Below are 26,031 nucleotides of genomic sequence, written 5' to 3' on the forward strand. Positions count from 1 at the left end.
GACGGTTTCGTGGCGAAGATCCTGGTCCTGCATGGACCCAACCTCAATTTGCTGGGTGCCCGCGAGCCACAGATCTACGGCCGCGAGACGCTGGCCGACATCAACCGGCAACTGGCCGAGCGGGCGCAGGCGGCCGGGCACGAGCTGGTCTGGTTCCAGTCCAACGCCGAGCACGAACTGGTCGGGCGCATCCATCAGGGCCGCGACGACCGCACCGCGATGATCCTGTGCAATGCCGGCGCATTCACCCACACCAGCATCGCGTTGCGTGACGCGTTCGCCGCGACGGCGATCCCGTTCATCGAGGTACACCTGTCGAACGTGTTCGCCCGCGAGTCGTTCCGCCACCACTCCTACCTGTCCGACATCGCGCTCGGCGTGATCTGCGGATTCGGCGGCGACAGTTACCGGCTGGCGCTGGACGCGGCGCTGCAACGGTTGCAGGCAAGCGCCGCACCCTGACGCACCGGCCGCGCGGCCTCTCCATTCACCCCCGGCCACCCAAGCGGTGGCATGACTGACCAAAGGCTGATCCGATGGATTTGCGCAAAATCAAGAAGCTGATCGACTTGCTCGAGGAATCCAACCTCGCCGAACTGGAGATCAAGGAGGGCGAGGAAGTCGTCCGCCTGTCGCGCGTGCCGAAGAACGCCGCGCCAATAGCCGCCGCACCGGCGGCCCCGGTCGCCGTGGCCGCTGCACCGGTCGCGGCCTCGCCGGCGGTCGCCGTCGAGGCGCCCGCCGCGAATGCGCTGCCGGCAGGCCACGTGGTGAAGGCCCCGATGGTCGGCACCTTCTACGCCTCGGCCACCCCCGGCACACCGGCCTTCGTCAAGGTCGGCCAGCAGGTCAAGGCCGGCGAGACGCTGGGCATCATCGAGGCGATGAAGATGTTCAACCAGATCGAGGCCGACGTGGCCGGCACCGTGCAGGCGATCCTGGTCGAGAACGGCCAGCCGGTGGAATTCGACGAACCCATGTTCGTGATTGCCTGAGGCCGCCCGGATGCTCGAGAAGGTCGTCATCGCCAACCGCGGCGAAATCGCGCTGCGCGTATTGCGCGCCTGCCACAGTCTGGGCATCAAGACCGTGGCGGTGCACTCCACCGTGGATCGCAACCTGAAGCACGTCGGCCTCGCCGACGAGTCGATCTGCATCGGCCCCGGGCCGTCGGTCGACAGCTACCTCAACATTCCGCGGATCATCGCGGCGGCGGAAATCACCGACGCCCAGGCGATCCACCCCGGCTACGGCTTCCTGTCCGAACGCGCCGACTTCGCCGAACAAGTCGAGCAGTCCGGCTTCGTCTTCATCGGCCCGACCGCCGACGTGATCCGCCTGATGGGCGACAAGGTCGAGGCGATCCGCGCGATGAAGGCCGCCGGCGTGCCGTGCGTGCCCGGCTCCGGCGGTCCACTCGGCGAAGACGTCGACACCAATATCAAGATCGCGCGCGAGATCGGCTACCCGGTGATCATCAAGGCCGCCGGCGGCGGTGGCGGCCGCGGCATGCGCGTGGTACGCACCGAGGCGCACCTGGGCAATGCGATCACCATGACCAAGGCCGAAGCCAAGGCCGCGTTCGGCAACGAGCAGGTGTACATGGAGAAGTTCCTGGAGAATCCGCGCCACGTGGAAATCCAGGTGCTGGCCGACGGCCAGGGCCACGCGATCCACCTGGGCGAGCGCGACTGCTCGATGCAGCGCCGCCACCAGAAAGTGGTCGAGGAAGCGCCGGCGCCGGGCATCACGCCGGAGCAGCGCGCGGCAATCGGCAAGGTCTGCGTCGACGCCTGCCTGCGCATCAACTACCGCGGCGCCGGCACGTTCGAGTTCCTGTTCGAGAACGGCCGCTTCTACTTCATCGAGATGAACACGCGCATCCAGGTCGAGCACCCGGTGACCGAGTTCATCACCGGCGTGGATCTGGTGCGCGAGCAGCTGCTGATCGCCGGCGGCGAGAAGCTGTCGATCCGCCAGGAGGACATCAAGATCACCGGTCACGCGATCGAGTGCCGCATCAACGCCGAGGACCCGGACACCTTCATGCCCAGCCCCGGCACGGTGAAGCGCTTCGAGGCGCCCGGCGGCCCCGGCGTGCGCGTGGACACCCACCTGTACGACGGCTACCGCATCCCGCCGAACTACGACTCGATGATCGGCAAGCTGATCGTGCACGGCCCCGACCGCGAGACCGCGATCGCGCGCATGCGCCTGGCGCTGGCCGAGACGGTGATCGAGGGCGTGAAGTGCAACATCCCGCTGCAGCAGCGGATCATGGCCGACGTCGGCTTCCAGCACGGCGGCCAGAACATCCACTACCTCGAGAAGCGGATGGCCGAGCAGAAGGAAAAGAATGCGGCAACGAACGGAGAGTCGTGAGAAGCACGCTGGCGCGTCGCCACCCACCCCGCTCACTCCTCGATCATTCGTTCCTCGCCCATGCCATTCCTTGAACTCTCCCTGGTCGTCCGCACCGAGCAGCAGCCCCGCGCGGAAGAGGCGCTGGACGATCTCGGCGCGCTGTCGATCACGCTGCAGGACGCCGATGCCCAGACGCCGGACGAGCAGGCGATCTTCGAACCGGGCGTAGGCGAGCTGCCGCTGTGGCCCACGATCACGATCAACGCGCTGTTCGACGAACACACCGACCGGCGCGGGCTCAGTGCGGCGCTGGGCGAATTGCTGCCATGGCTGGAGCCGGATCAGCTGACATTCCACGAGGTCGCCGACCAGGACTGGGAGCGCGCGTGGATGGACCAGTTCAAGCCGATGCCGTTCGGCCGCCGACTGTGGATCTATCCGTGGAACATCGAGCCACCCGCCGATGACGATCTCGTGGTGGTGCGCCTCGACCCCGGCCTCGCCTTCGGCAGCGGCACCCACCCGACCACGGCACTGTGCCTGGAATGGCTGGACGGGCTCGAGCTTGCCGGCAAGACGATCACCGACTACGGCTGCGGCTCGGGCATCCTGGCGATCGCCGCGCTGAAGCTTGGCGCGGCCAGCGCGGTCGGCGTCGACAACGATCCGCAGGCGCTCACCGCTTCGGCCGACAACGCCGAACGCAACGGCGTGGCCGATCGCTTCGCGCTGTTCCTGCCGCAAGACGTTGATGCTGAACCTGCCGACGTCTTCATCGCCAACATCCTCGCCGGCCCGCTCGGCGAACTCGCACCCACCTTCGCCGCCGCGGCGAAACCCGGCGCGCCGTTCGCGATCTCCGGCATCCTCGCCGGCCAGCAGGACGAACTGCTGCAGCGCTACGCCGAATGGTTCGACGCGTTGCGCGTGGACACGCGCGAAGACTGGGTGCGCATCAGCGGTCGTCGCCGCGGCTGAGGTCGCCCGATCGCCGGCTTGCCCGCGCGATCACCCTGCTAAGCTTGCCGGATACCGATTCAAAGCGGCCTGCATGTATACACAATGTCCCGAATGCCTGTCCGTGTTTTCGCTGGATGCGCAGACGCTGGCGAAAGCGCACGGCCACGTCGTGTGCGGACATTGCGAGGCCAGCTTCGACAGCCTCGCCACGCTCGCCGAGCAGTTGCCGCCGGAACCGTTCGCCGAGCTGCCGGTCAACGAGCCCGCGTTTGAGCCGCCCCTGCTCGATCTGGTGGTCTATCGGCCACGACCCCACCCGCCGGCGGTGGTCGTCGCCGACGAGATGGTCACCACAGCCACACCCAGGCCGGCCGTCGAGGACTTTTCGCAACTGGTCTTCGCGCCGCGTTTCGCCCACGAGCCGCAACCGCATGAACGCGCGGCCCGGTGCGAGCGGCGGCACCTGCGTTCGTCCGGCGAACGGCGCTGGCCGTGGATCGTGGCGTGCCTGTTGCTCGCGTTGCTGCTCGCCGTTCAGCTGGCCTGGGCCAAGCGCGACGAGCTGATCCGCAACCCCACCGTGGGCGACTGGCTGCGCGGCAGCTGTGCCGTGCTCGGCTGCGAGCTGCCGCTGGTCGCCGCGCCACAACAGCTGCGCCTGCTGGCCAGCAACGTGCAGGCCCATCCCAGCGTCGCCGGCGCACTGATGATCAGCGCCAGCGTGCGCAACGACGCCAGTTTCGCCCAGCCCTGGCCGGTGCTGACGATCACCATGTCGAACGCCCAGGGCCAGCGCATCGCGATGCGCCGCCTGCAGCCAGCCGAGTACCTGGACGACGTCGCGATCCTGCGTCATGGCCTGGCGCCTGGCGGCAGCGCGGTGCTGCTGCTGGAAGTGGAAGACCCGGGCGACAAGGCGGTGGCGTTCGAGATCGGTTTCGAATAATGCGTCTGCGGTACTTAAAATTATCGGCCCGCGCGGGTAGACTCGACCCCTCGCGCCCGACATGCCGGACGGCATGCGATACACGCCGCGACACGCAAGATCAGTCATAACCATGAGCAGCGGCCTATGCAGTCGTCGCTTCGTATGTGAGGGGAGATGTCCGTGAATGCCGTAAGACTGCCTGCTGCCGAGGCCGCGAAACAGACCTCGTCGCAAGGCACAGGCTCGACCGGCGCCAGCCTTCAGGGCCAGAGCGCACTGAGCGAATGTGTCACCCGCACGGTGCGTCGCTACCTTGCCGACATCGGCGACACCGAATGTGCCGAAGGCCTGCACGCGCTGGTACTGCGCGAGGTCGAGGTGCCACTGCTGCGCGAAGTGCTGGCCTTCCATGACGGCAACCAGAGCCGCGCCGCCAGCGCGCTGGGCATCAACCGTGCCACCTTGCGCAAGAAGCTGGCCGCGCACGGCTTGCTGTAACCCATCCCGCGTATCCCCCAAAAGCCGCCCACCATCCGGGCGGCTATAATGAGCGGCTTTCCCCTTCTGGAAACCCGCTCATGTCCGCTCCCCAGCTCGTCCCGGTCCGTCGCGCCCTGCTCAGCGTCTCCGACAAGGCCGGCCTGATCGACCTGGGCCGGCGCCTCGCCGCCAGGGGCATCGAGCTGCTCTCCACTGGCGGCAGCGCGAAGGCGCTGCGCGAGGCCGGCATCGCGGTCACCGAGGTCAGCGACCTCACCGGTTTCCCCGAGATCATGGACGGCCGCGTGAAGACGCTGCACCCGAAAGTGCATGGCGGCCTGCTCGGTCGCCGCGGCACCGACGACAAGGTGATGGCCGAGCTCGGCATCGCGCCGATCGACCTGCTGGTGCTGAACCTGTACCCGTTCGAAGCCACCGTGGCGAAACCCGGCTGCACGCTGGAACAGGCGATCGAGAACATCGACATCGGCGGTCCGGCGATGCTGCGCTCGGCGGCGAAGAACTGGAGCGACGTCGGCGTACTCACTTCGCCGGACCAATACGCCGACGCGCTGGCCGAGATCGAGCAGCACGGCGGCCTCACCCGCGGCACCCGCTTCAAGCTCGCGGTGGCCGCGTTCAACAACGTGTCCAGTTACGACGGCGCGATCAGCGACTACCTGTCCGGCCTGGAACTCAACGATGCGCAGGACGCGATCACCGGCCACGCCAGCTTCCCGGGCCAGGTCAATGGCCGCTTCGTGAAGTTGATGGACCTGCGCTACGGCGAGAACCCGCACCAGCAGGCCGCGTTCTACCGCGACCTGTACCCGGCGCCGGGCACGCTGGCCACGTTCAAGCAGCTGCAGGGCAAGGAGCTGTCGTTCAACAACATCGCCGACGCCGACGCGGCATGGGAATGCGTGCGCAGCTTCGTCAAGCCGGCCTGCGTGATCGTCAAGCACGCCAACCCGTGCGGCGTGGCGGTGAGCCTGGACGGCATCAGCAAGGCGTACGACCTGGCCTTCCAGACTGATCCCACCTCGGCGTTCGGCGGCATCATCGCGTTCAACCGCGAGGTCGACGGCGCCACCGCGCGCGCGATCGTCGAACGCCAGTTCGTCGAGGTGGTGCTGGCACCCGCTTATGCGGATGACGCGCTGAAGGCGTTCCACAAAAAGGGCAACGTGCGCGTGCTGGTGATCCCGACGCCTGCTGGCGGCGACTTGCGTGCCGCGCACCCCGGCATGAATTCCAAGCGGGTCGGTTCCGGCCTGCTGCTGCAGAGCGCCGACACCGGCATGATCACCGCGGCGGACCTGAAAGTAGTCACCCGCAAGGCGCCCACCGAGGCGCAGATCCACGACCTGATCTTCGCCTGGAAGGTGGCCAAGTTCGTCAAGTCCAACGCCATCGTCTACGCCAAGGATCGCCAGACCATCGGCATCGGCGCCGGCCAGATGAGCCGCGTCTACAGCGCGAGGATCGCCGGCATCAAGGCCGCCGACGAGAAGCTCGAAGTGCGCGGCTCGGTGATGGCCAGCGACGCGTTCTTCCCGTTCCGCGACGGCATCGATGCCGCCGCCGCGGCGGGCATCAGTGCGGTGATCCAGCCCGGCGGCTCGATGCGTGACGCCGAGGTGATCGCCGCTGCCGACGAGCACGACATGGCGATGGTATTCACCGGGATGCGCCATTTCCGGCATTGAGTCCCGGCCTGCGGAGGCGCACGCTCGGCATCCATCCTTCGATCCGGAGGCTGCCATGCATTACGAGCTGTATTACTGGGCCGGCATCCAGGGCCGCGGCGAGTTCGTGCGGCTGGCGCTGGAAGACGCCGGCGCCGGCTACGACGACGTGGCGCGCATACAGGGCGACGACGCCATCGTGCGTTACCTCGACGGCGTCCACGAAGGCGCGCTGCCGTTCGCGCCGCCGTTCCTCAAGGCCGGCCGGCTGCTGATCGCGCAGACCGCGAACATCCTGCAATATCTCGGACCGCCGCTCGGCCTGGTGCCGGACAGCGAAAGCCGGCGGCGCTACGCGCACCAGTTGCAGCTGACCATCAGCGACCTCGTTGCCGAAGTGCACGACTCCCACCACCCGATCGCCGGCAGCCTGTACTACGAGGACCAGCGCGTCGAGGCATTGCGCCGTGCGGCCGATCTGCGCGAGACGCGGCTGCCGAAGTATCTGGACTATTTCGAGCAGGTGCTGGAACGCGGCGGCGGCCAGCATGCCCTGCACGAGCACTCCTACGTCGATCTTTCGCTGTTCCAGCTGATGAGCGGGCTGGAGTACGCATTTCCGCGCGCCATGCGGCGCCTCGGGCACGGGCTGCCGCTGCTGCATGCGTTGAAGCAGCGGGTGGCGCAACGACCGCGCATCGCCGCCTACCTGGCGTCGGCGCGGCGGCTTCCGTTCAACGAGAGCGGCATCTTCCGCCACTACCCGGAACTGGACGACCCGGCGTAAGCCCGCTCAGAACAGCGCGATCACCATCGCGCCGGCCACGATCAGCACGCCGCCGATCAGCAACGGCCAGCTCGGCCGCTCGCCCAGGAACACCAGCCCCAGCACGATCGCCAACGCCACGCTGAGCTTGTCGATCGGCGCCACCTTGCTCACCGGCCCCAGTTGCAGCGCGCGGTAGTAGCACAGCCACGACAACCCCGTGGCGATGCCGGACAACACCAGGAACAGCCAGCTGTGCAGCGGCAGCCCGGTGGGCCTGGCCCATTCCTGGCGCAGGCTGAGGATGCCGGCGGTGACCAGCAGGATCACGATGGTGCGGATGAAGGTGGCGAGGTTGGAATTGATGCCGACCACGCCGAGCTTGCCGAACAACGCGGTCAGCGCCGCGAACAGCGCCGAACCCAACGCAAACAACAGCCAGCTTTCACGCAGTTGCATCGCGCCACCCTCCGCCGGGATACCGGACTGGCGTCGTCGGCATGTCCAGCGCCGACGACGCGGTTCAGCGTGTGGCTCAGTGGCCGCCGTCCGCCGGCGCCGGCTCGGTCGAACCCTCGGCGGGCGGCCGGCTCTTGCCCCATTCCAGCACCTTGTACATCACCGGCCCCACCGGCTTCTGGCCGTGCTCGTCGACCAGCCGGCCCTGCGGATCGACCATGTAGGTCTGCGCGATGCCGCTCCTGGGGGTGATCACCACCATGTAGACGCGGCCGTTGCGGCTGTATTCCTGGATGCTGTTGTCGCCTTCCTGGTGTATCCGCACTTCCGGCGGCTGGTCGCGGGCGGCCTGCGCGCTGCCTTCGTCGCGCATCGCCGGCAGCGCCTGCGGCTTCAGGTCCAGCGACTGCGCGGACGAGGACGACGCGGCGTGGGCCGAGCGCTGCCTAGCCGCCGGCTTGGCGGCCGGCTTGGCCGCCGACTCCACCGCTTTCACGCCCGGGTCGTTGATCCCGGGCGGTGGTGGCACATTCGTCGATGGGACGTACTGCGCCCATACACTCGATGTGAACAGGACGCTGGCGGCAACCAGCAAGGCAGCGGTTTTCATGGCGGCAACCTCGTTCGGGGAGCGCAGCATAACAGCGCCTCCGCCGGGCTTTCGTGAAGCGCGACGTTTCGCCGTGCATGCGCGCCGTGCATGCGAGAATGAGGCATGCCCAAACTCATCCTGATCGACGGCTCCTCCTACCTGTACCGCGCCTTCCACGCGTTGCCGCCGCTCTCCAACGCCCGCGGCGAGCCCACCGGCGCGCTGTTCGGCGTGGTCAACATGCTGCGCGCCACCCTGAAGGCGAACCCCGATTACCTGGCCTTCGTCAGCGATGCGCCCGGCCCGACCTTCCGCGACGCGCTATACGCCCAGTACAAGGCGAACCGCCCGCCGATGCCGGACGACCTGCGCTCGCAGGTCGAGCCGATGCTGGCGATCGTGGGCGCGCTGGGCTTCCCGATCCTGCGCGTGCCCGGGGTCGAGGCCGACGACGTGATCGGTACGCTCGCCCTGCAAGCGCAGGCGCTCGGCATCGAGGTGGAGGTCTCCACCAGCGACAAGGACATGGCCCAGCTGGTCGGTTCCCACGTCGCCCTGGTCAACACCATGAGCAACACGGTGATGGACCGCGATGGCGTGATGGAAAAATTCGGCGTGATGCCGGAGCAGATCATCGACTTCCTCGCGCTCACCGGCGACGCCATCGACAACATCCCCGGCGTACCCAAGTGCGGCCCGAAGACCGCCGCCAAGTGGCTGGCCGAATACGCCACGCTGGATGGCGTGATCGCCCATGCCGACCGCATCGGCGGCAAGATCGGCGAAAGCCTGCGCGCCACGCTGCCGCAGCTGCCGCTGTCACGCGAGCTGGCGACGATCAAGACCGACGTGCCGCTGGAGTTCGGCCCCACCGAGCTGACCCGGCGCGAGGCCGACACCACGCTGCTGCGCGAGCTGTACACGCGCTACGAGTTCAAGGCGGCGCTGAAGGAACTGGACAACGCGGCACCGGTCAGCGAGGGAGGCGACGACACTTCTGTCGAGATCACGACAAAAGGCGTCGCGACTGAAGCCACTGCTGCAGCGGCGGCCGACCTTTCGTTCGCGGGCGACTACGAGCTGGTCACCACGCCAGCGCAGCTCGATGCGTGGATCGAAAAGCTGCGCGACGCCGAACTGATCGCCTTCGACACCGAGACCACCAGCATCGATGCGATGCGCGCGGACATCGTCGGCCTCAGCCTCGCGGTGGAGCCGGGCAAGGCCTGCTACATCCCGCTCGGCCACGACTACCCCGGCGCGCCGAAGCAGCTTGATCGCGACAGCGTGCTCGCCGCCTTGAAGCCCGTCTTCGAGGATCCGGCGCGGCCCAAACTGGGCCAGCACGCGAAGTACGACATCAACATCCTGTCGCACTACGGCATCGCCGTGCAGGGCCTCAAGCACGACTCGATGCTGGAATCCTACGTGTGGAATGCCACCGCCACGCGCCACGACATGGATTCGCTGGCGAAGAAGTACCTCGGCTACGACACGGTGAAGTACGAGCAGGTCGCCGGCAAGGGCGCGAAGCAGATCTCGTTCTCGCAGGTGGACCTGGACACCGCCTGCCGCTACGCCGCCGAGGACGCCGATGTCACCCTGCGCCTGCACCACGCGCTGTGGCCGAAGCTGGAGAGCGTGCCGGCGCTGCGCCGCGTGTACGAGGAGATCGAGATCCCGCTGGTGCCGGTGCTGGCCGAGATGGAACGCCGCGGCGTGCTGATCGACGGCGACGAGCTGCGCCGGCAGAGCCAGCAGCTGGGCAAGCGCATGCTGGAACTGCAGCAACAGTCGTACACGTTGGCCGGACGCGAGTTCAACCTCGACTCGCCAAAGCAGTTGCAGGCGGTGCTGTTCGACGAGCTGCACCTCGAAGCAAAACTGAAGACGCCGACCGGCCAGCCGTCCACCAACGAGGAAGCGCTGGAGGCGATCGCCGACACCCACGAACTGCCGCGGCTGATCCTCGACTACCGTGGCCTGGCCAAGCTGCGCAGCACCTACACCGACAAGCTGTCCGGCATCGTCAATCCGCGCACCGGCCGCGTGCACACCAGCTACCACCAGGGCTCGGTGGCGACCGGGCGGATCTCCTCGTCCGATCCGAACCTGCAGAACATCCCGGTGCGCACCGAGGAAGGCCGGCGCATCCGCCAGGCCTTCATCGCGCCGCCGGGCTGGCAGGTGATGGCAGCAGACTATTCGCAGATCGAGCTGCGCATCATGGCGCACCTGTCCGGCGACGAGGGCCTGCTCAAGGCCTTCCGCGAGGGCGGCGACGTGCACCGCGCCACCGCCGCCGAGGTGTTCGGTCTGAAGCCCGAGGAGGTCAGCGCCAACCAGCGCCGCGCCGCCAAGGCGATCAACTTCGGCCTGATGTACGGCATGAGCGCGTTCGGCCTGGCGCGCCAGCTCGGCGTGGACCGCGGCGAAGCCAGCGATTACATGGAGCGCTACTTCGCCCGCTACCCCGGCGTGCACGCATTCATGGAGGCCACCCGCGAACGTGCGCACCGCGACGGCTACGTGGAAACCATCTTCGGCCGCCGCCTGTACCTGGAAAACCTCACCTCACGCAACGCCGGCCTGCGCCAGGGCGCCGAGCGCGCCGCGGTGAATGCGCCGATGCAGGGCAGCGCGGCGGACATCATCAAGCGCGCGATGATCGCCTTGGCGGCGTGGCTGAAAAGTCGCGACGACGCCCACATGCTGATGCAGGTACACGACGAACTGGTGTTCGAGGTGCGCGCCGACGCGGTCGACGCGGTGCGTGCCGCGGTGGTCGAGCGGATGTCCGGCGCGGCGGCACTGGCGGTGCCGCTGCTGGTCGACGTGGGCGTGGGCGCCAACTGGGACGAGGCGCATTGAGCGCGGCCAGGGAATGCCTCGCGCAACAACGACTTGATGGTTAACTTTTCATGAGGATGAATCGTTTTTAAATTTCTTCGGAAACCGTGCAACTTTCTCCGCAAATCACGCACTAACACTTCGGATGCACGCAACGGCATCCGCGGCGCGCTCACCTCCCTGGGCCGCCACAGGCGCGAACCTCTCCCCTGGGTCTTCGCGTCTGCCCCCGCCCCGGAGGCTCCCCCTAGCCTCCGGGGCTTTTTTTGCCCGCGATTCGTGCCCTCTGTACACCCCATGCACGGCGGCAGCAGGCATACTCGCCCCCACATTCACCACGGGATACACCATGCGCGCAGGCCTGATCATCGTTGGCATCATCCTCGTCGCCGCCGGCATCTGGGTGGTGGCGGGCCATGCCTCCTACCAGACCACCGACACCTTGCTGCAGGTGGGCTCGGCCAAGATCACCGCCACCCACGACCAGGGCGTACCGCAATGGATCGGCATCGCCGGCATCGTGGTCGGCGCGCTGCTGGCGGTCGGTGGCTTCCTGCAGAAGCGCTGAACCACGCCCTGGCTGCTCCGGAAACCGCCGCAGCGGCGGTTTCCGTCTGCGCCCACTACAATGGGCGCGATGGATGTCTCGTACCTGATCGACCCGCTCAACGAAGCGCAGCGCGAAGCCGTCTGCGCCCCACCCGGCCACTATCTCGTATTGGCAGGCGCCGGCTCCGGCAAGACCCGCGTGCTGACCCACCGCATCGGCTGGCTGACCCAGGCCGAGCGGGTGCCGCCGTGGGCCATCCTCGCCGTCACCTTCACCAACAAGGCCGCCGGCGAGATGCGCGCGCGGCTGGAAGCGCTGATTCCCGGCGGCACCCAGGGGCTCACCGTCGGCACCTTCCACGGCATCGCGCATCGCCTGCTGCGCCGGCACTGGCGCGAGGCAGGCCTGCCGGAAGCGTTCCAGATCCTCGACGCCGACGACCAGCTGCGGCTGGTCAAGCGCGTCATCGCCGGGCTGGGCCTGGACGATGCGAAATATCCGCCGCGCCAGGCCTGCTGGCAGATCAACCAGTGGAAGGACGAGGGCAAGCGGCCGGACGGCATCGAGCATCGCGACCATCCGGTCACGCATACGTTCGTGAACATCTACAAGGCCTACGAGGACGCCTGCCGCCGCGCCGGGCTGGTCGACTTCGCCGAACTGCTGCTGCGCGCGCACGAGCTGTGGCTGAAGAACCCGGCCGTGCTGGAGCATTACCAGCAGCGCTGGCGGCATCTGCTGATCGACGAATTCCAGGACACCAACACGCTGCAGTACGCGTGGATCCGTGTGCTCGCCGGCACCACCGGCAAGGTCTTCGCGGTTGGCGACGACGACCAGTCGATCTACGGCTGGCGCGGCGCCAAGGTGGAGAACATGGCGCAGTTCCTGCGCGACTTCCCCGGCGCGCGCACGATCAAGCTGGAACAGAATTACCGCTCCACCTCGACCATCCTGAAGGCCGCCAACAGCGTCATCCAGCGCAACGGCAGCCGCCTCGGCAAGCAGCTGTGGACCGCCGGAGATGACGGCGAGCGCATCGCGCTGTACGCCGCCTACAACGAGCAGGACGAGGCGCGCTTCGTGATCGAGCGCATCCGCGAATACATCGACGAGCAGGGTTCGGCGAAGGACTGCGCGATCCTGTACCGCTCCAACGCGCAGTCGCGCAACTTCGAGGAACAGCTGGCCCAGCGCAACATCGGCTACCGCGTCTACGGCGGCCAGCGCTTCTTCGAGCGCGCCGAGGTCAAGGATGCGCTGGCCTATCTGCGGCTCACCGCGAACCGGCATGACGACGCCGCGTTCGAGCGCGCGGTGAACACCCCGCCGCGCGGCATCGGCGAGCGCACGCTGGACGCGCTGCGCCGCCGTGCCCGCGGCGAGAACACGTCGATGTGGGAAGCTGCACTGTCCGAACTGAGCGGCGGCAGCGAGCTGGCCGGCCGTGCGAAGAACGCGGTGAAGGCGTTCCTCGGCATGATCGACGCGATGGCGCGCGCTTTTCAGCCGCCGACGTCTGATGGCGAAAAGGACGCGCTCACCCTGGCCGAACAGATCGACCACGCGATCACCCATACCGGCTTGCGCGATTTTTACGAGAAGGACTCGCGCGGCAACGCCGAGTCGCGGGTGGAAAACCTGGACGAACTGGTCAACGTGGCCAGCCGCTTCGAGCGCACCGCCGAGGACATCGACGCCGGCCTGAGCGAGCTCTCCGCGTTCCTGTCGCATGCCACCCTGGAAGCGGGCGAGAACCAGGGCGAGGCGTGGGACGACTGCGTGCAGCTGATGACCCTGCACTCGGCCAAGGGACTGGAGTTCCCGCTGGTCTTCCTGGTCGGCATGGAGGAAGGCCTGTTCCCCAGCCAGCGCTCGGTCGACGACGAAGGGCGGCTGGAGGAGGAGCGCCGGCTCGCCTACGTCGGCATCACCCGCGCCCGCGAGAAACTCGTCGTCACCCACGCCGAATCGCGTCGCATGCACGGCACCGAAATGCTGGCGCGACCCTCGCGCTTCCTCGGCGAGATGCCCGCCGAACTGATCGACGAGGTGCGCCCGCGCGTGCACGTCACCCGCCCGCTGTACACCGGCCGCCCTCACGAGATCTCGCCGTCGCTGGAGGAATCGCTGCCGGTGAAACTCGGCCAGCGCGTCAGCCACCCGAGCTTCGGCGATGGCGTGGTGATCAGCGCCGAAGGCAGCGGCGCGCATACCCGGCTGCAGGTGAACTTCGAAGGCGCCGGCAGCAAGTGGCTGGTGGCGGCGTACGCCAACCTCACGCCGCTGTAACTGTCCCGACCGTGCCCGTCTTGCCATAACGCATTGCGTTATATGACGGAAAGCGTTATGGTCACCGCATGATATGGAGCTTCGCGGACAAGGAGGCGGAGAAGATCTGGGGTGGTACGCCATCTCGGCGTTTGCCCATGGACATCCAGCCGGTCGCGCGCCGCAAATTGCGCATGCTCAACAACGCCTCGACGCTGGACGATTTGTGTGTTCCTCCGGCCAACCGCCTCGAAGCGTTGAAGGGTGACCGCAAGGGCTGGCACAGCATCCGCATCAACGACCAATGGCGCATCTGCTTCCACTGGAAGGACGGCGATGCCCTCGACGTGGAAATCGTCGATTACCACTGAACACCGGAGTCGGCCATGAAGACCCTGCCCAACATCCATCCCGGCGAAGTGCTCCTCGAAGAGTTCCTGCTGCCGCTGAACATCAGCCAGAATGCCCTCGCTCGCGCCGCTGGCGTCCCGCCGCGCCGCATCAACGAAATCGTGCTCGGCAAGCGTGGCGTCACCGCCGATACTGCAGTGCGGCTCGCGGCCGCACTCGGCACCAGCGAGCGCTTCTGGTTGGGTCTGCAGGCCGACTATGACCTGGAGGAAGCGCATCGGGCGCTGGGCAGGGCGGTGAAACGCATCGAGCGGATCGCCGCCTGATATGTCGCGTCGAGTGAGCCTGAGCTGGCCGCCTGCTGCCCCTATTTGAGCAGTCGGGTGCTCGGCAACTTGGCACTACTCATCCTAAAGTTTACTTTTAACAACAATCGCGAAAAATGTTCGTGAGGGCGTGTACAACAATCCAAGGCTTGTTTGTGTCCGACAAAACGGAAAACAGCTGATGGCCCTGCCCGAGTGGAACACCAAGGTCGAGTCAGAAACAGAAATAACACCAACCCTGAGTATCAAATCCACCGGCATCCCGGCTGATTTATTTAAACAGGTGGTTCTCGCCCAACAAGCCGGTCTGGCACAAACTCTGGATGCCACAATTGCAACACTAAATACGGAAAGGTCTTCAGTCGTCGCGAGACGAGATTCGCTCCGGATTGCTCAAGCAGTTGAACGAACTCGGCACCTAGTAACAACGTGACATTCCACTGCCATTACCCCCGCAACCGCGGCACCCCATGCTCGTCGCGCTCCTCGATCGCAATCGGCTGCGTGTCGGGCTGACCGGGGTTGGCGGTTTGCGCCAGCGGGGTGACCGCGTCGCCGCGGGCGGATGCCAGCGCGTTGCGATAGCAGCGCTGCGCCTGCTCCGTATCGCCCTGGCCGGCGAACGCGTCGCCCAGAGCTTCCCAGGCGGCGCTGCCCGGCACCAGCGCCAGCGAGCGCTGCAGGTACTGCCGTGCCTTGCCCCACAGCTTCAGCCGCACGCACATGCGGCCGAGCGTGAGCAGCAGGTTGGCATCGTTCGGATGCGCGTCGAGCCAGCCTTCGGCGCGGCGCAGGCGCGCCTCGACGTCGTCGCCGGCCAGGCTGCCGTAGGTTTCGATCAACAGCGGCGACCACTCGCGACGCAGCGCGGATTCCACCTCGTCCATCGCCGGCAGGGTCAGTCCGAACGCGGCCGCGCGGCGGGCGTAGACGTCGATCACCGCGGGTACGCGGCGTTGCGTCTTCGGCAGTTGCGACCATAGCGCGTTGAGGCTGGCACCGTCCGCGGCGGCATGGATGGTGGCGGCCAGCACCTGCGCTTCCAGCGCGGCATAGGCGCGGTTGCCCAATGCGCCGCTCTTCTGCAACGGCGCCAGGGCTTCGCGGGCGCGTCGGATGTCACCGCTCGCCAGCGCGGCCAGCACCAGCTCGCGCCAACCACCCGGGGTCAGCGTGCCCTTGTCGGCTTCGGGCACCAGCAGCGCCAGCGCTTCGGCCGGCTTGCCTTCGCGGCGCAGTACGCGGGCGCGCAGCACGCGGGCCGCCTGCGGCGCGGATTGCGCGGCCTGATCCAGCGCTTCCAGCGCGCGGCCGTGTTCGCCGCGGCGCGAGGCCGCCTCGGCCGAGGCCAGCAGGGCCGGACCGCGCAGACTGTCCAGCCGCGAGGCGCGGTTGAGGTCGCGCTCGGCGTCACCGTGGCGGCCTTCCATCAGGGCGATCAGACCGTCGCCAAGACGCTGCTGGCTGAGCCGCCGGTGTCGTCGCGAGAACGCGCCGAACGGCCAGCGCGCCAGCCGCCACAGCGCGGTGAGCAGCGCCCACGCCAGCAGCAGGATGACCAGCGCCGCGACCACCGTGGTTTCCACCTTCCAGCCGCGCAGGCGCAGCAGCACATAGCCGGGATCTTCGGCCACCCAGTGCCAGCCGAACGCGGCCAGCGCGGCGACGACCACCAGCAACAGAAGCCAATACCAAAGCCTCATGGCCGGGCCCCGCCCGACGCCGCGGAACCGGCTGCAGCGGGACTGAGCGCATGCACCGCGCGCAGGTTGCGCAGTTCGCTCAGCGCGGCGCCCAGCTGCACCGGCGCGTCCGCCGGCAACTGGCTGGCGAGTTGTTTCAAGGTCTCGCGCGCCTGCTGCACCGCCGGCGCGCTGCCGTCGAACTGGCTGGTCAGCGCGGTATCCACCCGCTGCAGCGCGGCCGCATAGCCCTTGCTGTCATGGGCCAGCAACGCCGCCTGCGCCTGGGCCAGGTCGAGCGCAGCCAGCTCGCGCGCGAAACGTGCATCGGCGACGGCCAGCGGCGCACCGTCATCGCGCTGCACGCTGACCACGCTGGCCAGCGCGCGGCGGATGCGCGACCACGCATCGGTAGCCTCGGCGGTACTGCTGTCGAGTGGCTTCAGCGGCAGGCCGGCCAGCTCGCCGCGCAGCGCCACCAGCTGCTGCAACGCGCCGGCCTGGCTGGCTGGCTGGCTCTTCACCAGCGCTTCGTGCTCGGCGTTGATGCTCTGGCGCAGGCCGCTGAAGGCGCCGTCGTTGACCGCGGCCAGGGTCTTGTCGGCCAGTGCGTACGCGGCAGCCGCGCCCTGCGCGTCATGGAACAGCGTGTAGCGTTCGCCGGCCATGCGCAGCAGCGATTCGGTCTCGTCCAGCAACATGCCGTCGCGGCCGCTCAGGCTCTTCTCGGCGAGCTTGGCCACCGCGTCTTCGAGATGGCGTGTGCGCTCGGCCTGGCCGAGTAGTTCCTCGCGCAGCGAACGGTTGACCTGGGCCGCATCGTCCAGCCGCTGGTTCAGGCTGCTGCGCTGGTCGCCCAGCGCGGTCAGCGTGGTTTCCAGCGTGGCCACGCGCTGCTGCAGGCTGGCAACACTCTGGTTGTCCGCGGCGCTGCCCTGCTCCTGTTGCCACTGGCGCCAGCCGATGTAACCGGAAGCGCCCACCGCGACCAGCGCCAGCAGCACCGCCAGCGCCAGACTGCCGCCGCCGCGCGGACGCGGCGCGGGACGCGGCGCTGCGGAACGGGTCGCACGCACGGACGGTTCGACAAGTACCGCATCGGGTGCAGCGGGATCGGGACGGACGCCCTCAGGCGCGTTCGGCTTGTCTACGTTGCTCATGCACGCATGCTAGCAGCCCATACGGCCGCGTTCGTAGCAAGCGGACGTGAAGAGCGCTCAGTGCGCCGGCATGGCCGCGGCCAGCAGGTCCGCCGACAACGCCGAGGCGGCCGTGACGATGCGCTGGAAACCCGCCGCACGCGCGGCGGCGGCCAACCGTTCGCTGCTCGCCACCGCGGTCGCCGCGCACAGCCGTGTCCACGCCTTCGCCGGCAGCAACTGCTGCAGGTTGTGCAGCGCTTCGGCGCTGGACAGCAGCACCTGCGCCGAGGCCGGCAATTGCAGCAGCGCATCCACATGACGGCGGCCCAGTCGCGGTGGCGCCCGCCGATAGACGTGCAGTTCATGCAGTTGCGCGCCGCGTGCGGCGAGTTGTTCGCGCAGCACGCCGCGGCCGCCGGGCGCGCCGACCAGCGCCACCCGATGGCCGCGCAGGTCATGCAACGCGGGATGCTCGAGCAGGCCTTCGCTGTCCTGCCGGCGTGGTGCCAGCGGCGCGGCGATGCCATGCCGGCGCAAGGCCCGCGCCGTGCCCTGACCCACTGCCAGTACCGTCGCCGTGGTCCGCAGCGGCAACAGCGCCGCGGCGTAACGCACGGCGGCCGGGCTGGTGAAGACGACCAGTTCGGCTGCCAGCGCCGCATGCAGGCCGCTGCGCGCGTCCGCGACATCCACCACGCTGTGCAGGGCCAGGCCCGGCAGCAGCAGCGGCACGCCACCGAGCGCGCGCACCCGGCGCGCCAACGCCGACGCGGTGCCGGCCGGGCGGGTGATCACCACGGTCCGGCCGTGCAGGTCCTGCGTGTCCCGAGAGGATTGTCGCTGCATCCGCGCACCGCGTCCGGCCACTGTCATGGCCCCAGTGTAACGGTGGCCCTACACTGGGCGGTCTTCCCCTCCCCGCGGACCCCAACCACGTGAGCACGACCGACGACGCCACATCGCACGCGCAGCAATTGATCCAGTTCATCCGCGACGAAATCCCGCTGGCCCACGCGATGGACCTGCAACTGGCCGACTGCGACGACGACCGTCTGAGCCTGCGTGCGCCGCTGGCGCCGAACGTCAACGACAAGGGCTGCGCGTTCGGCGGCAGCCTGGTCAGCCTGATGACCCTGAGCGGCTGGGCGCTGGTGGAACTGGCGCTGCGCCGGCGCGGCCACGACTGCGACGTGTTCGTCGCCGAATCCAGCGTGCGCTACCTGGCGCCGCTGTGGCAGGACTTCCACAGCGAGGCGCGGCTGGCCGCCGAGGCCGACTGGACCACGTTCTTCAACACACTCGAGGCTCGCGGCAAGGCGCGTATCGGCGTCGACTGCGTGGTGCCCGGCGAACACGGCCAGCCGGCCTGCACCCTGAGCGCGCGCTTCGTCGCCAAGCGCCGCGGCTGAAGTGGCGTGCGCCCGCTTGAGGCAGAATGGGCGGGCATCCACCGGGGAGGAGTCACCCATGCGCCGCATCCTGAGCATTCTCGTCGTGCTGTCCGTACTGCTGCTGGCCGGCTGCGCCACCAAGACCCGCAGCGACGCGCTGACCACCACGCTCAAGGCCTACGGCAGCACGGTGCGCTGGGGCGATTTCCAGAGCGCCGCGCAATTCATCGACCCGAAGGTACGCGCCGCCCACCCGCTGAGCCCGCTGGAACTGGCACGCTACCGGCAGGTACGCGTGAGCGAGTACGACGACGGTGCCGGCCCGGTGCCGACCGGCGACTTCGACGTGCAGCAGACCGCCATGATCAGCCTGGTCAACATCCATACCCAGTCCGAGCGCAGCATCGTCGATCACCAGACCTGGCACTACGACGAGGCGACCAAGCACTGGTGGCTGACCAGCGGCTTGCCGGACATCACCCAGGACTGAGCGGTTGCCCCGGATCGGCGGATGCCCGCGCCGATCACGGCATACCCGTATAATCGCCGGTTTACCCGAGCCGATGCCATCAGGGCACAGTGGACTGACGATGAACGATTTCCTGCACAAGCTGCCCGAATTTATCGGCAACCATGTGGCCTTGTCGGCCCTGTTCATGATCCTGCTGGTGGCGTTGATCGTCATGCAGGTCAGCACGCTGTTCAGCAAGATCAAGGAGCTCAGCCCGGCCGGGCTGACCCAGCTGATCAACCGCGAGAGCCCGCTGCTGATCGACCTGTCGGCGATCGCCGAGTTCGAGAAGATGCACGTGCCCGGCGCCCGCCACGTGGCGATGAGCCAGTTCGACCCCGAACACAAGGACCTCGCCAAGGCGAAGGAACTGCCGGTGGTGGTGATGGACAAGGACGGCCGCGGCAACTCGCTGAAGGCTTCGCAGCGGCTGGTCAAGGCCGGCTTCGGCAAGGTCTACACGCTGGGCGGCGGCGTGCTGGCCTGGCACGCGGCGCAACTGCCGGTCGCCAAGGGCAACAAATAGGCTGCCAGCCTGATGGCGGCAGCCCGTTCGCGGGCAATGCTCTTCGGAATCCCGAATCCAGCGCCATAGGCATCGCCCGCAAGCGGGCTCCTACAGAGCGCGGTCGTGGATACCGGCGCGCCCGGCAATGATCGCCGCCAGCACGTCCGGCGCGTATTCGAACGAGTCGTAGTACAGCCGCTCTTCCGGCAGGCCGGCGGCGAGGAACAGCGGGTGCGCGGCGTCGATCATCGCCGGCGGGCCGCTCATGTACAGGTCATGGCCGGAGAGATCGGGCTGGTCGGCCAGCACCGCCTCGTGCACCAGCCCCGTGCGCAAGCCATCGGCCAGGTCGGGGTGGGAGACCACGGCGTGGAACGCCAGGTTCGGCACCTCGCGCGCCCATTGCTCGGCCAGCGCGCGCAGGTACAGGTCTGCCGCGCTGCGCGCGCCCCAGTACAACTGCATGTTCCGGCGCGTGCCCAGTGCGATGAAGTGCTCGACGATCGCCTTGACCGGGGCGAAACCGGTGCCACCGGCCATGAAGATCATCGGCCGCTCGGAATCCTCGCGCGGCACGAAGGTGCCCAGCGGCCCCTCGACGTGCAGGCGGTCGCCGACCTCGAGCACGTCGTCGACCCACGAGGTGAAGCCGCCGCCGGCAACATGGCGCACGTGCAGTTCGATCGAACCGTCCCGCTGCGGACCATTGGCAATGGAGAATGGCCGGCGCCGGCCGTCCTCCAGCAGCACGTCCAGGTACTGGCCCGGCAGCCGCCGCAGCCGGCGCTCGCCGCGATCGGGCTGCAGCCGCAGGCCGATCACGTCCGCTGCCAGCCGCCACTTGTCGGCCACCACCACGCCGAGCCGGCGCCGCGCGATGTCCTCCACCGAGGCCACCTCGCGCGCCTCCAGCAGCAGGTCGCCGCACGGCACGGCCTGGCACGGCAGCACCGCGTGCTGCGCGAGCGCGCCGGCATCCAGCGCCAGCGGCGGATTGCGCGGATACTCGCAGCGCCCTTCCAGCAGGGTCGCCTTGCAGCTGCCGCAGACACCGGCGCGGCAGGAATACGGCAGCGCCACGCCCGCGCGCTGCGCCGCTTCCAGCACAGTCTCGCCGATGGCCACCGGGAACTGGCGGCCGGAGGATTTAAGGGTAACGATGGGCACCGGGTGCATTGTCGCGGCGAACACGGCAGACAACAATGCGGGTTCGCATCACGGGAATCAACGATGAGCCTCTGGAAACAACCCGCCGACCTGGCCCGCCTCAACGGCTGGAGCGCCAACACCATGATGGAGGCGCTGGGTATCCGCATTACCGCGGTCGGCGACGACTGGCTGCAGGGCACCATGCCGGTCGATCAGCGCACCCACCAGCCCTACGGCCTGCTGCACGGCGGCGCCTCGGTGGCGCTGGCCGAAACGCTGGGCAGCACCGCGGCGATGCTCACGCTGGACCCCGAGAAGGAGCTGGCGGTGGGCCTGGACATCAACGCGAACCACGTCCGCGGCGTGCGCAGCGGCACGGTGACCGGCACCGCGAAGGCGCTGCACCTCGGCCGCACCACCCAGGTGTGGGAGATCCGCATCGAGACCGAAGACGGCGCACTGGTGTGCATCTCGCGCATCACCATGGCGGTGATCCCCGCGCGCGGCATGGGCGTGCGTTGAACGACGCCCCGTACGCCAGCCTCACCCCCGACCTGGTGCTCGACGCGGTGAGCGCCTGCGGCCTGTGGCCGGACGGCCGCCTGCTGGCGCTGAACAGCTACGAGAACCGGGTATGGCAGGTAGGGCTGGAGCACGATGGATTGGAACCGTCCGCGCCGGTGATAGCGAAGTTCTACCGACCCGGCCGCTGGAGCGATGCGGCGATCATCGAGGAACACGCGTTCACGCAGGAGCTGGCCGACGCCGAACTGCCGGTGGTGGCGCCGCTCGCGTTCGGCGGCCGCACCCTGCTGCATCACGCCGGCTTCCACTACGCGCTGACGCCGCGCCGCGGCGGTCGCGCGCCGGAGCTGGAAACCATCGACCAGCTGCAATGGCTGGGTCGGCTGATCGCGCGCCTGCACCTGATCGGCGCCCGCGCGCCGTTCGTGCATCGCGGCAAGCTCGACCGCGACACGATGGTGCAGCAGCCGATGCAGGCGGTGCTCGGCTCGTCGCTGCTGCCGGTCTCGCTGCAGACGAACTACCGCGCGGCGGCGACGCGGCTGGATGCGGCGATCGCCGCGCGCCTGGAGGCCATCGGCCCGCTGCGCCAGCTGCGCCTGCACGGCGACTGCCACCCCGGCAACGTGCTGTGGACCGACGCCGGCCCTCACTTCGTCGACTTCGACGACGCCCGCACTGGCCCCGCCGTGCAGGATCTGTGGATGCTGGCGAACGACGAACGCGCGATGGATGCCGTGCTTGAGGGCTACCAGCAGTTCCGCGACTTCGACCACGCCGAACTGGCGCTGGTCCCCGCATTGCGCGCGATGCGCCAGCTGCACTACGCCGGCTGGATCGCCGCGCGCTGGCACGACCCGGCCTTCCCCGCGGCATTCCCGTTCGCCGCCGAATCGCGCTGGTGGGAACAGCACATCGCCGACCTGCACGAGCTGGCCGACGCGCTGGGATGAGGGTCCGCTGCGGCATTCGATCGCAAGAACTTTCATCCGCACGCGCAAGCAGGCATGCTTGGCCGGATACCTTGCCGAGTGTGTCCATGAAACGATCCCGCACCGCCGCCCTGCTGCTGATGAGCACGGCCCCGTTGTTGCTGACCGCCTGCGACCGCAGCGAGAGCGCGTCGCGTGAAGGCCTGTACACCTCAGTCGAGGCCTGCGTGGCGCAGACCAACGACCGCGACACCTGCCAGCAGGCGTTCGCCAAGGCGCAGCAGGACGCGGCGACCACCGCGCCGCGCTTCGCCAATCGCGAGGCCTGCGAGGCCAGCTACGGCAAGGAGCAGTGCGCCGAACGCAGCGATGGCGCCAGCCATTCGTTCTTCGGCCCGCTGATGACCGGCTTCTTCCTGTCGCAGATGATGTCGCGCAACGGCGTGGCCGCGAATGGTTTCAACAGCGCGCCGGCGTTCCGCGACAACAGCGGTGGCTGGCAGCGCCCCGCCACCGGCGCCGGCGGCGTCTACCGCGGCGGTGCCGGCACCGCGATGGTGCCGGTCAACGCCACGCCGAACCGCGCGGTCACGGTCAGCCGTTCCGGCTTCGGCACGTCCGGCAGCAGCCGCGGCATCGGCGGCTGATGCGCCGGGTCGCCACGGCCGAGCGCCCCGACTGGCGCGCCAAGGCCGCCGCGTGCGGTTTCGGTTTCCACACCATCGACGACGCGCCGTACTGGGACGAGTCGGCGTATTACGCCTTCAGCCTGCGCGAGATCGAGAACGACATCGAGGCGCCCAGCGAAGAGCTGCACGCGATGGCGCTGGACATGGTCGAACGCGTCGTCGGCAGCGAGCAGCACATGCAGCAGCTGGCGATCCCGGAACCGTACCGCGACTGGATCGCGCAGAGCTGGCGCGAGCGCCAGCCGCACCTGTACGGGCGCATGGATTTCGCCTGCGACGGCCATGGCCCGGCCAAGCTGTACGAGTTGAACTACGACACGCCGACCTCGCTGTTCGAAGCCGCGTTCTTCCAGTGGCAATGGCTGGAAGACCAGCTTGCACGCGGCCAACTGCCGGCCGGCAGCGACCAGTTCAACTCGATCTACGAATCCCTGGTGGAAGCGTTCGGCACGATCGCGCGACGCATCGCGCGGCCGTTCCATTTCGCCGCCGTGCGCGATTCGGCGGAAGACCAGGGCACCGTCGCCTACCTGCGCGACTGTGCGCTGCAGGCCGGCATCGACTGCGGCGCGCTGGCGATCGAAGACATCGGCATCTCCGCCGACGGCCGCTTCACCGACCTCGACGACCACGTGATCGGCTGCCTGTTCAAGCTGTACCCGCTGGAAGACCTGTTCCGCGAATCGTTCGGTGCATACCTGCCGCGCTCGGGCCTGCAGCTGATCGAACCGCCGTGGAAGGCGCTGCTCAGCAACAAGGGCATCCTGCCGCTGCTGTGGGACGCGCATCGCGGCCATCCGAACCTGCTGCCGGCCGAGTTCGACGGCGGCGATGAGTTGCCGCGCGGCTGGGTGCGCAAGCCGCTGCATTCGCGCGAGGGCGCCAACATCGCGATGCACCTGGACGACGGCCGCGAACTGCGCACCGACGGCCCCTACGACGGCCCGTGCATCCGCCAGGCCTGCCATCCGCTGACCGGCTTCGACGGCCACCACCCACTGATCGGAAGCTGGGTGGTCGGCGACCGCGCCTGCGGCATCGGTATCCGCGAGGACCGCTCGCTGGTCACCCAGGACAGCGCCCGCTTCGTGCCGCATGCGATCGTCGAGGAAGCGCGCGGCGTGCTGATCGCCTAAGCTTGCGTCTTTTTCCGCACAAGGCCCCGCATGCGCACCCTCCTGTTCCGCCTGATCGGCGTCCTCGAAATCGCCGGTGGCTTCTACGGCGTGGCGGCGATGCTGCACCGGCTGTTGCCGTTCGGCGCGCACGACAGTGTGCTCGCCCTGCTCGGCCTGGCGTTGTACGGCTTCGTACTGGCGGCCGGGGTCCAGCTGGTTGCCGGTAGCGAACACGGCGTGCGCCTGTCGCGCTGGGCGCAGTTGCTGCAATTGCCGTTGATCGCGCTTCCGGTGTTCAGCTACGGCCTGCACTGCGGCGCCTTCGTCAACGTGTTCGTCACGCTACAGGCCACGCCGCGGCTGGCCCTGGACTGGCACTTCGGCACCCAGGGTTTCGTGCTCGCCGCCGCCGGTCCGTCCGTGTCGCGCCTGGGCATCAACCTGCTCGCCCTGCTCTCCTGGCTGATCCTGCGCCTGCGCTGACGCTCTTGCTCCCTCCCCTGCGAAGCAGGGGGAGGGCCGGGGTGGGGCGCTTTTGATCTTCCCTGCCAACCCGAGCAACCCCTCCTAGCCTCCCCTGCAAGCAGGGGAGGAAGCAGAGCAGCAGCTATCATGCACGGATGAATACGCCTACCTCGCTGCCCGTCATCCGCCTGAAATCCGACCGCAGCCCCGGCCACCCGTGGGTGTGGTCGGCGCAGATCTACAAGCCGGAATCGAAACTGCCGCCCGGCAGCGTGGTCGAGGTGCAGGATGCGAAGGGCCGCTTCGTCGGCCGTGCGTTCTGGAACGGTCACGCGCGCATCGCGTTGCGCCTGCTCGACACGCATCCGGACGCCACGATCGACGCCGACTGGATTGCCGCGCGCATCGCCCGCGCGGTGCAGCTGCGCCGCGACTGGCTGCAGCTCGATGCCGTCAGCGACGCCTGGCGCGTGGTGCACAGCGAGGGCGACGATCTTTCCGGCCTGATCGTCGACCGCTACGCCGACGTCCTCGTCATCGAATATTTCGCCGCCGGCATGTGGAAGTTCCGCGAAGCGATCCACGCCGCGCTGCTCACGCACTTCCCCGATGCGCAACTGTACTGGTTCGCCGAATCACACGTGCAGAAGCAGGAATCGTTCGACTGCCGCAGCCCCGAGGTGCCCGCCGCGTTCGAGGTGCACGAGCACGGCCTGCGCTTCCACGCCGCGCCCGGTTCGGGCCACAAGACCGGCTTCTTCGCCGACCAGCGCGACAACCGCAAACGCTTCGCCGAACTGGCGAAGGGCCGCCGCGTGCTCGACCTGTGCTGCAACGCCGGCGGCTTCGCGGTGCACGCGATGGCGGCTGGCGCACGCGAGGCGGTCGGCGTGGATCTGGACGCGGGCATCCTGGAAGTCGCCCGCGCCAACGCCGCCGCCAACAACGTCGCGGTGACGTTCGAGCAGTCCGACATCTTCGATTGGGTGCGCGCCGCGGTGGCGCGCGGCGAGCGCTACGACGCGGTGATCCTCGACCCGGCCAAGCTCACCCGCGACCGCAGCAAGGTGATGGACGCGCTGAAGAAATACTTTGCGATGAATCGCATGGCGCTGGACATCATTCCGCCCGGCGGCCTGCTGCTGACCTGCTCGTGCACCGGCCTGGTCGGCGAAGGCGAGTTCCTGGAGATGTTGCGCCGGGTGGCGCTCAACGCCGGCCGCGAAATCCAGGTGCTGGAAGTGCGCGGTGCCGGCGCCGACCACCCGTTCCGCACCGACGTGCCCGAGGGACGTTACCTGAAGGCGGTGTTTTGCCGGGTGGATTGAGCCGCC

General features: G+C 68.3%; 29 protein-coding genes. 23 read left to right on the forward strand and 6 right to left on the reverse strand.

All coding sequences use genetic code 11. The features are described from left to right. Positions 1–9: 9 nt before the first annotated feature. From aroQ to IMW82_RS09455, 8 genes are all read left to right on the forward strand, one after another. A complete protein-coding gene (gene aroQ / locus IMW82_RS09420) occupies positions 10–462 on the forward strand; it encodes a type II 3-dehydroquinate dehydratase (RefSeq protein WP_108471692.1) in 453 nt (150 codons plus the stop codon). Between the two features lie 74 nt (positions 463–536). Next, a complete protein-coding gene (gene accB, locus IMW82_RS09425) occupies positions 537–995 on the forward strand; it encodes an acetyl-CoA carboxylase biotin carboxyl carrier protein (protein WP_108471693.1) in 459 nt (152 codons plus the stop codon). Between the two features lie 10 nt (positions 996–1,005). After that, positions 1,006–2,382 carry an acetyl-CoA carboxylase biotin carboxylase subunit gene (accC, locus tag IMW82_RS09430; protein WP_211004348.1) on the forward strand — a complete coding sequence of 459 codons (1,377 nt, stop codon included), beginning with the start codon at positions 1,006–1,008 and terminating at the stop codon, positions 2,380–2,382. A 60-nt stretch (positions 2,383–2,442) separates the two neighbouring features. Next, on the forward strand, positions 2,443–3,342 hold the full coding sequence (prmA, locus tag IMW82_RS09435; protein ID WP_108471695.1) for a 50S ribosomal protein L11 methyltransferase: 900 nt from the start codon (positions 2,443–2,445) through the stop codon (positions 3,340–3,342). A gap of 73 nt (positions 3,343–3,415) precedes the next feature. After that, positions 3,416–4,270, forward strand: a complete 855-nt coding sequence (locus tag IMW82_RS09440) for a zinc-ribbon and DUF3426 domain-containing protein (RefSeq protein ID WP_211004349.1) — start codon at positions 3,416–3,418, stop codon at positions 4,268–4,270. A 156-nt stretch (positions 4,271–4,426) separates the two neighbouring features. Then, positions 4,427–4,750, forward strand: a complete 324-nt coding sequence (locus tag IMW82_RS09445) for a helix-turn-helix domain-containing protein (protein WP_108471697.1) — start codon at positions 4,427–4,429, stop codon at positions 4,748–4,750. A gap of 80 nt (positions 4,751–4,830) precedes the next feature. Beyond that, positions 4,831–6,441, forward strand: a complete 1,611-nt coding sequence (purH, locus tag IMW82_RS09450; RefSeq protein ID WP_211004350.1) for a bifunctional phosphoribosylaminoimidazolecarboxamide formyltransferase/IMP cyclohydrolase — start codon at positions 4,831–4,833, stop codon at positions 6,439–6,441. Between the two features lie 55 nt (positions 6,442–6,496). Next, positions 6,497–7,207, forward strand: coding sequence for a glutathione S-transferase (locus tag IMW82_RS09455; RefSeq protein ID WP_211004351.1), 711 nt, complete (start codon positions 6,497–6,499; stop codon positions 7,205–7,207). Between the two features lie 6 nt (positions 7,208–7,213). Here IMW82_RS09455 and IMW82_RS09460 read toward each other — a convergent pair whose 3' ends face one another. Together IMW82_RS09460 and IMW82_RS09465 are read right to left on the reverse strand one after the other, a co-directional pair. Beyond that, complete coding sequence (locus IMW82_RS09460; protein ID WP_108471700.1) at positions 7,214–7,645, reverse strand: EamA family transporter; 432 nt, start codon at positions 7,643–7,645, stop codon at positions 7,214–7,216. 76 nt (positions 7,646–7,721) lie between these two features. Further along, on the reverse strand, positions 7,722–8,255 hold the full coding sequence (locus IMW82_RS09465) for a DUF2782 domain-containing protein (RefSeq protein WP_108471893.1): 534 nt from the start codon (positions 8,253–8,255) through the stop codon (positions 7,722–7,724). 105 nt (positions 8,256–8,360) lie between these two features. Here IMW82_RS09465 and polA point away from each other — a divergent pair, with 105 nt between their 5' ends. The 6 genes from polA to IMW82_RS09495 all read left to right on the forward strand — a co-directional run bounded on the left by polA (position 8,361) and on the right by IMW82_RS09495 (position 15,018). After that, positions 8,361–11,108, forward strand: a complete 2,748-nt coding sequence (gene polA, locus IMW82_RS09470; RefSeq protein WP_108471701.1) for a DNA polymerase I — start codon at positions 8,361–8,363, stop codon at positions 11,106–11,108. Positions 11,109–11,436: 328 nt separating this feature from the next. Beyond that, positions 11,437–11,655: a hypothetical protein gene (locus tag IMW82_RS09475; protein ID WP_108471702.1), complete on the forward strand. Its 219-nt coding sequence runs from the start codon at positions 11,437–11,439 to the stop codon at positions 11,653–11,655. 69 nt (positions 11,656–11,724) lie between these two features. After that, on the forward strand, positions 11,725–13,929 hold the full coding sequence (gene uvrD / locus IMW82_RS09480) for a DNA helicase II (protein ID WP_108471894.1): 2,205 nt from the start codon (positions 11,725–11,727) through the stop codon (positions 13,927–13,929). Between the two features lie 68 nt (positions 13,930–13,997). After that, on the forward strand, positions 13,998–14,279 hold the full coding sequence (locus IMW82_RS09485; protein ID WP_108471703.1) for a type II toxin-antitoxin system RelE/ParE family toxin: 282 nt from the start codon (positions 13,998–14,000) through the stop codon (positions 14,277–14,279). Positions 14,280–14,294: 15 nt separating this feature from the next. Then, positions 14,295–14,585, forward strand: a complete 291-nt coding sequence (locus tag IMW82_RS09490; RefSeq protein WP_108471704.1) for a HigA family addiction module antitoxin — start codon at positions 14,295–14,297, stop codon at positions 14,583–14,585. 181 nt (positions 14,586–14,766) lie between these two features. After that, a complete protein-coding gene (locus IMW82_RS09495) occupies positions 14,767–15,018 on the forward strand; it encodes a hypothetical protein (RefSeq protein WP_159082183.1) in 252 nt (83 codons plus the stop codon). 13 nt (positions 15,019–15,031) lie between these two features. On the opposite strand, the gene IMW82_RS09500 is transcribed toward IMW82_RS09495, so the two are convergent. The 3 genes from IMW82_RS09500 to IMW82_RS09510 are packed head-to-tail and all read right to left on the reverse strand — an operon-like array spanning position 15,032 to position 18,255. Next, entirely contained in the window at positions 15,032–16,288 is a 1,257-nt protein-coding gene (locus IMW82_RS09500) for a heme biosynthesis HemY N-terminal domain-containing protein (RefSeq protein ID WP_108471705.1), read from the reverse strand. Next, on the reverse strand, positions 16,285–17,427 hold the full coding sequence (locus IMW82_RS09505) for a uroporphyrinogen-III C-methyltransferase (protein ID WP_108471706.1): 1,143 nt from the start codon (positions 17,425–17,427) through the stop codon (positions 16,285–16,287). The genes IMW82_RS09500 and IMW82_RS09505 overlap by 4 nt, the downstream gene beginning before the upstream one ends. 57 nt (positions 17,428–17,484) lie before the next feature. After that, positions 17,485–18,255 carry a uroporphyrinogen-III synthase gene (locus IMW82_RS09510; protein ID WP_108471707.1) on the reverse strand — a complete coding sequence of 257 codons (771 nt, stop codon included), beginning with the start codon at positions 18,253–18,255 and terminating at the stop codon, positions 17,485–17,487. An 89-nt stretch (positions 18,256–18,344) separates the two neighbouring features. Here IMW82_RS09510 and IMW82_RS09515 point away from each other — a divergent pair, with 89 nt between their 5' ends. The 3 genes from IMW82_RS09515 (at position 18,345) to IMW82_RS09525 (ending at position 19,837) form a co-directional block, all read left to right on the forward strand. After that, positions 18,345–18,818 carry a YiiD C-terminal domain-containing protein gene (locus IMW82_RS09515; RefSeq protein WP_108471708.1) on the forward strand — a complete coding sequence of 158 codons (474 nt, stop codon included), beginning with the start codon at positions 18,345–18,347 and terminating at the stop codon, positions 18,816–18,818. A gap of 58 nt (positions 18,819–18,876) precedes the next feature. After that, entirely contained in the window at positions 18,877–19,290 is a 414-nt protein-coding gene (locus IMW82_RS09520) for a hypothetical protein (RefSeq protein ID WP_108471709.1), read from the forward strand. Between the two features lie 100 nt (positions 19,291–19,390). Next, entirely contained in the window at positions 19,391–19,837 is a 447-nt protein-coding gene (locus IMW82_RS09525; RefSeq protein WP_108471710.1) for a rhodanese-like domain-containing protein, read from the forward strand. Between the two features lie 90 nt (positions 19,838–19,927). Here the strand turns inward: IMW82_RS09525 and IMW82_RS09530 are convergent, their stop codons facing one another. Continuing rightward, on the reverse strand, positions 19,928–20,995 hold the full coding sequence (locus tag IMW82_RS09530) for a 2Fe-2S iron-sulfur cluster-binding protein (RefSeq protein ID WP_108471711.1): 1,068 nt from the start codon (positions 20,993–20,995) through the stop codon (positions 19,928–19,930). A gap of 54 nt (positions 20,996–21,049) precedes the next feature. Here IMW82_RS09530 and IMW82_RS09535 point away from each other — a divergent pair, with 54 nt between their 5' ends. The 6 genes from IMW82_RS09535 (at position 21,050) to IMW82_RS09560 (ending at position 26,025) form a co-directional block, all read left to right on the forward strand. Continuing rightward, on the forward strand, positions 21,050–21,490 hold the full coding sequence (locus IMW82_RS09535; protein ID WP_108471712.1) for a hotdog fold thioesterase: 441 nt from the start codon (positions 21,050–21,052) through the stop codon (positions 21,488–21,490). After that, on the forward strand, positions 21,487–22,446 hold the full coding sequence (locus IMW82_RS09540) for a serine/threonine protein kinase (protein ID WP_108471713.1): 960 nt from the start codon (positions 21,487–21,489) through the stop codon (positions 22,444–22,446). Before IMW82_RS09535 ends, IMW82_RS09540 begins: the two co-directional genes overlap by 4 nt. Before the next feature lie 86 nt (positions 22,447–22,532). After that, positions 22,533–23,072: a DUF1190 domain-containing protein gene (locus IMW82_RS09545; protein WP_108471714.1), complete on the forward strand. Its 540-nt coding sequence runs from the start codon at positions 22,533–22,535 to the stop codon at positions 23,070–23,072. After that, the gene (locus IMW82_RS09550) at positions 23,072–24,250 is read left to right on the forward strand and encodes a glutathionylspermidine synthase family protein (protein ID WP_108471715.1); all 1,179 of its coding nucleotides are present in this window, start codon (positions 23,072–23,074) and stop codon (positions 24,248–24,250) included. The genes IMW82_RS09545 and IMW82_RS09550 overlap by 1 nt, the downstream gene beginning before the upstream one ends. Before the next feature lie 30 nt (positions 24,251–24,280). Beyond that, positions 24,281–24,715: a hypothetical protein gene (locus IMW82_RS09555; RefSeq protein WP_108471716.1), complete on the forward strand. Its 435-nt coding sequence runs from the start codon at positions 24,281–24,283 to the stop codon at positions 24,713–24,715. Positions 24,716–24,852: 137 nt separating this feature from the next. Then, positions 24,853–26,025 carry a class I SAM-dependent rRNA methyltransferase gene (locus tag IMW82_RS09560; RefSeq protein ID WP_108471717.1) on the forward strand — a complete coding sequence of 391 codons (1,173 nt, stop codon included), beginning with the start codon at positions 24,853–24,855 and terminating at the stop codon, positions 26,023–26,025. Positions 26,026–26,031: the final 6 nt, after the last annotated feature.

The sequence above is a fragment of the Rhodanobacter sp. B2A1Ga4 genome (genome assembly GCF_018101315.1).
Lineage (GTDB): Bacteria > Pseudomonadota > Gammaproteobacteria > Xanthomonadales > Rhodanobacteraceae > Rhodanobacter > Rhodanobacter thiooxydans_A.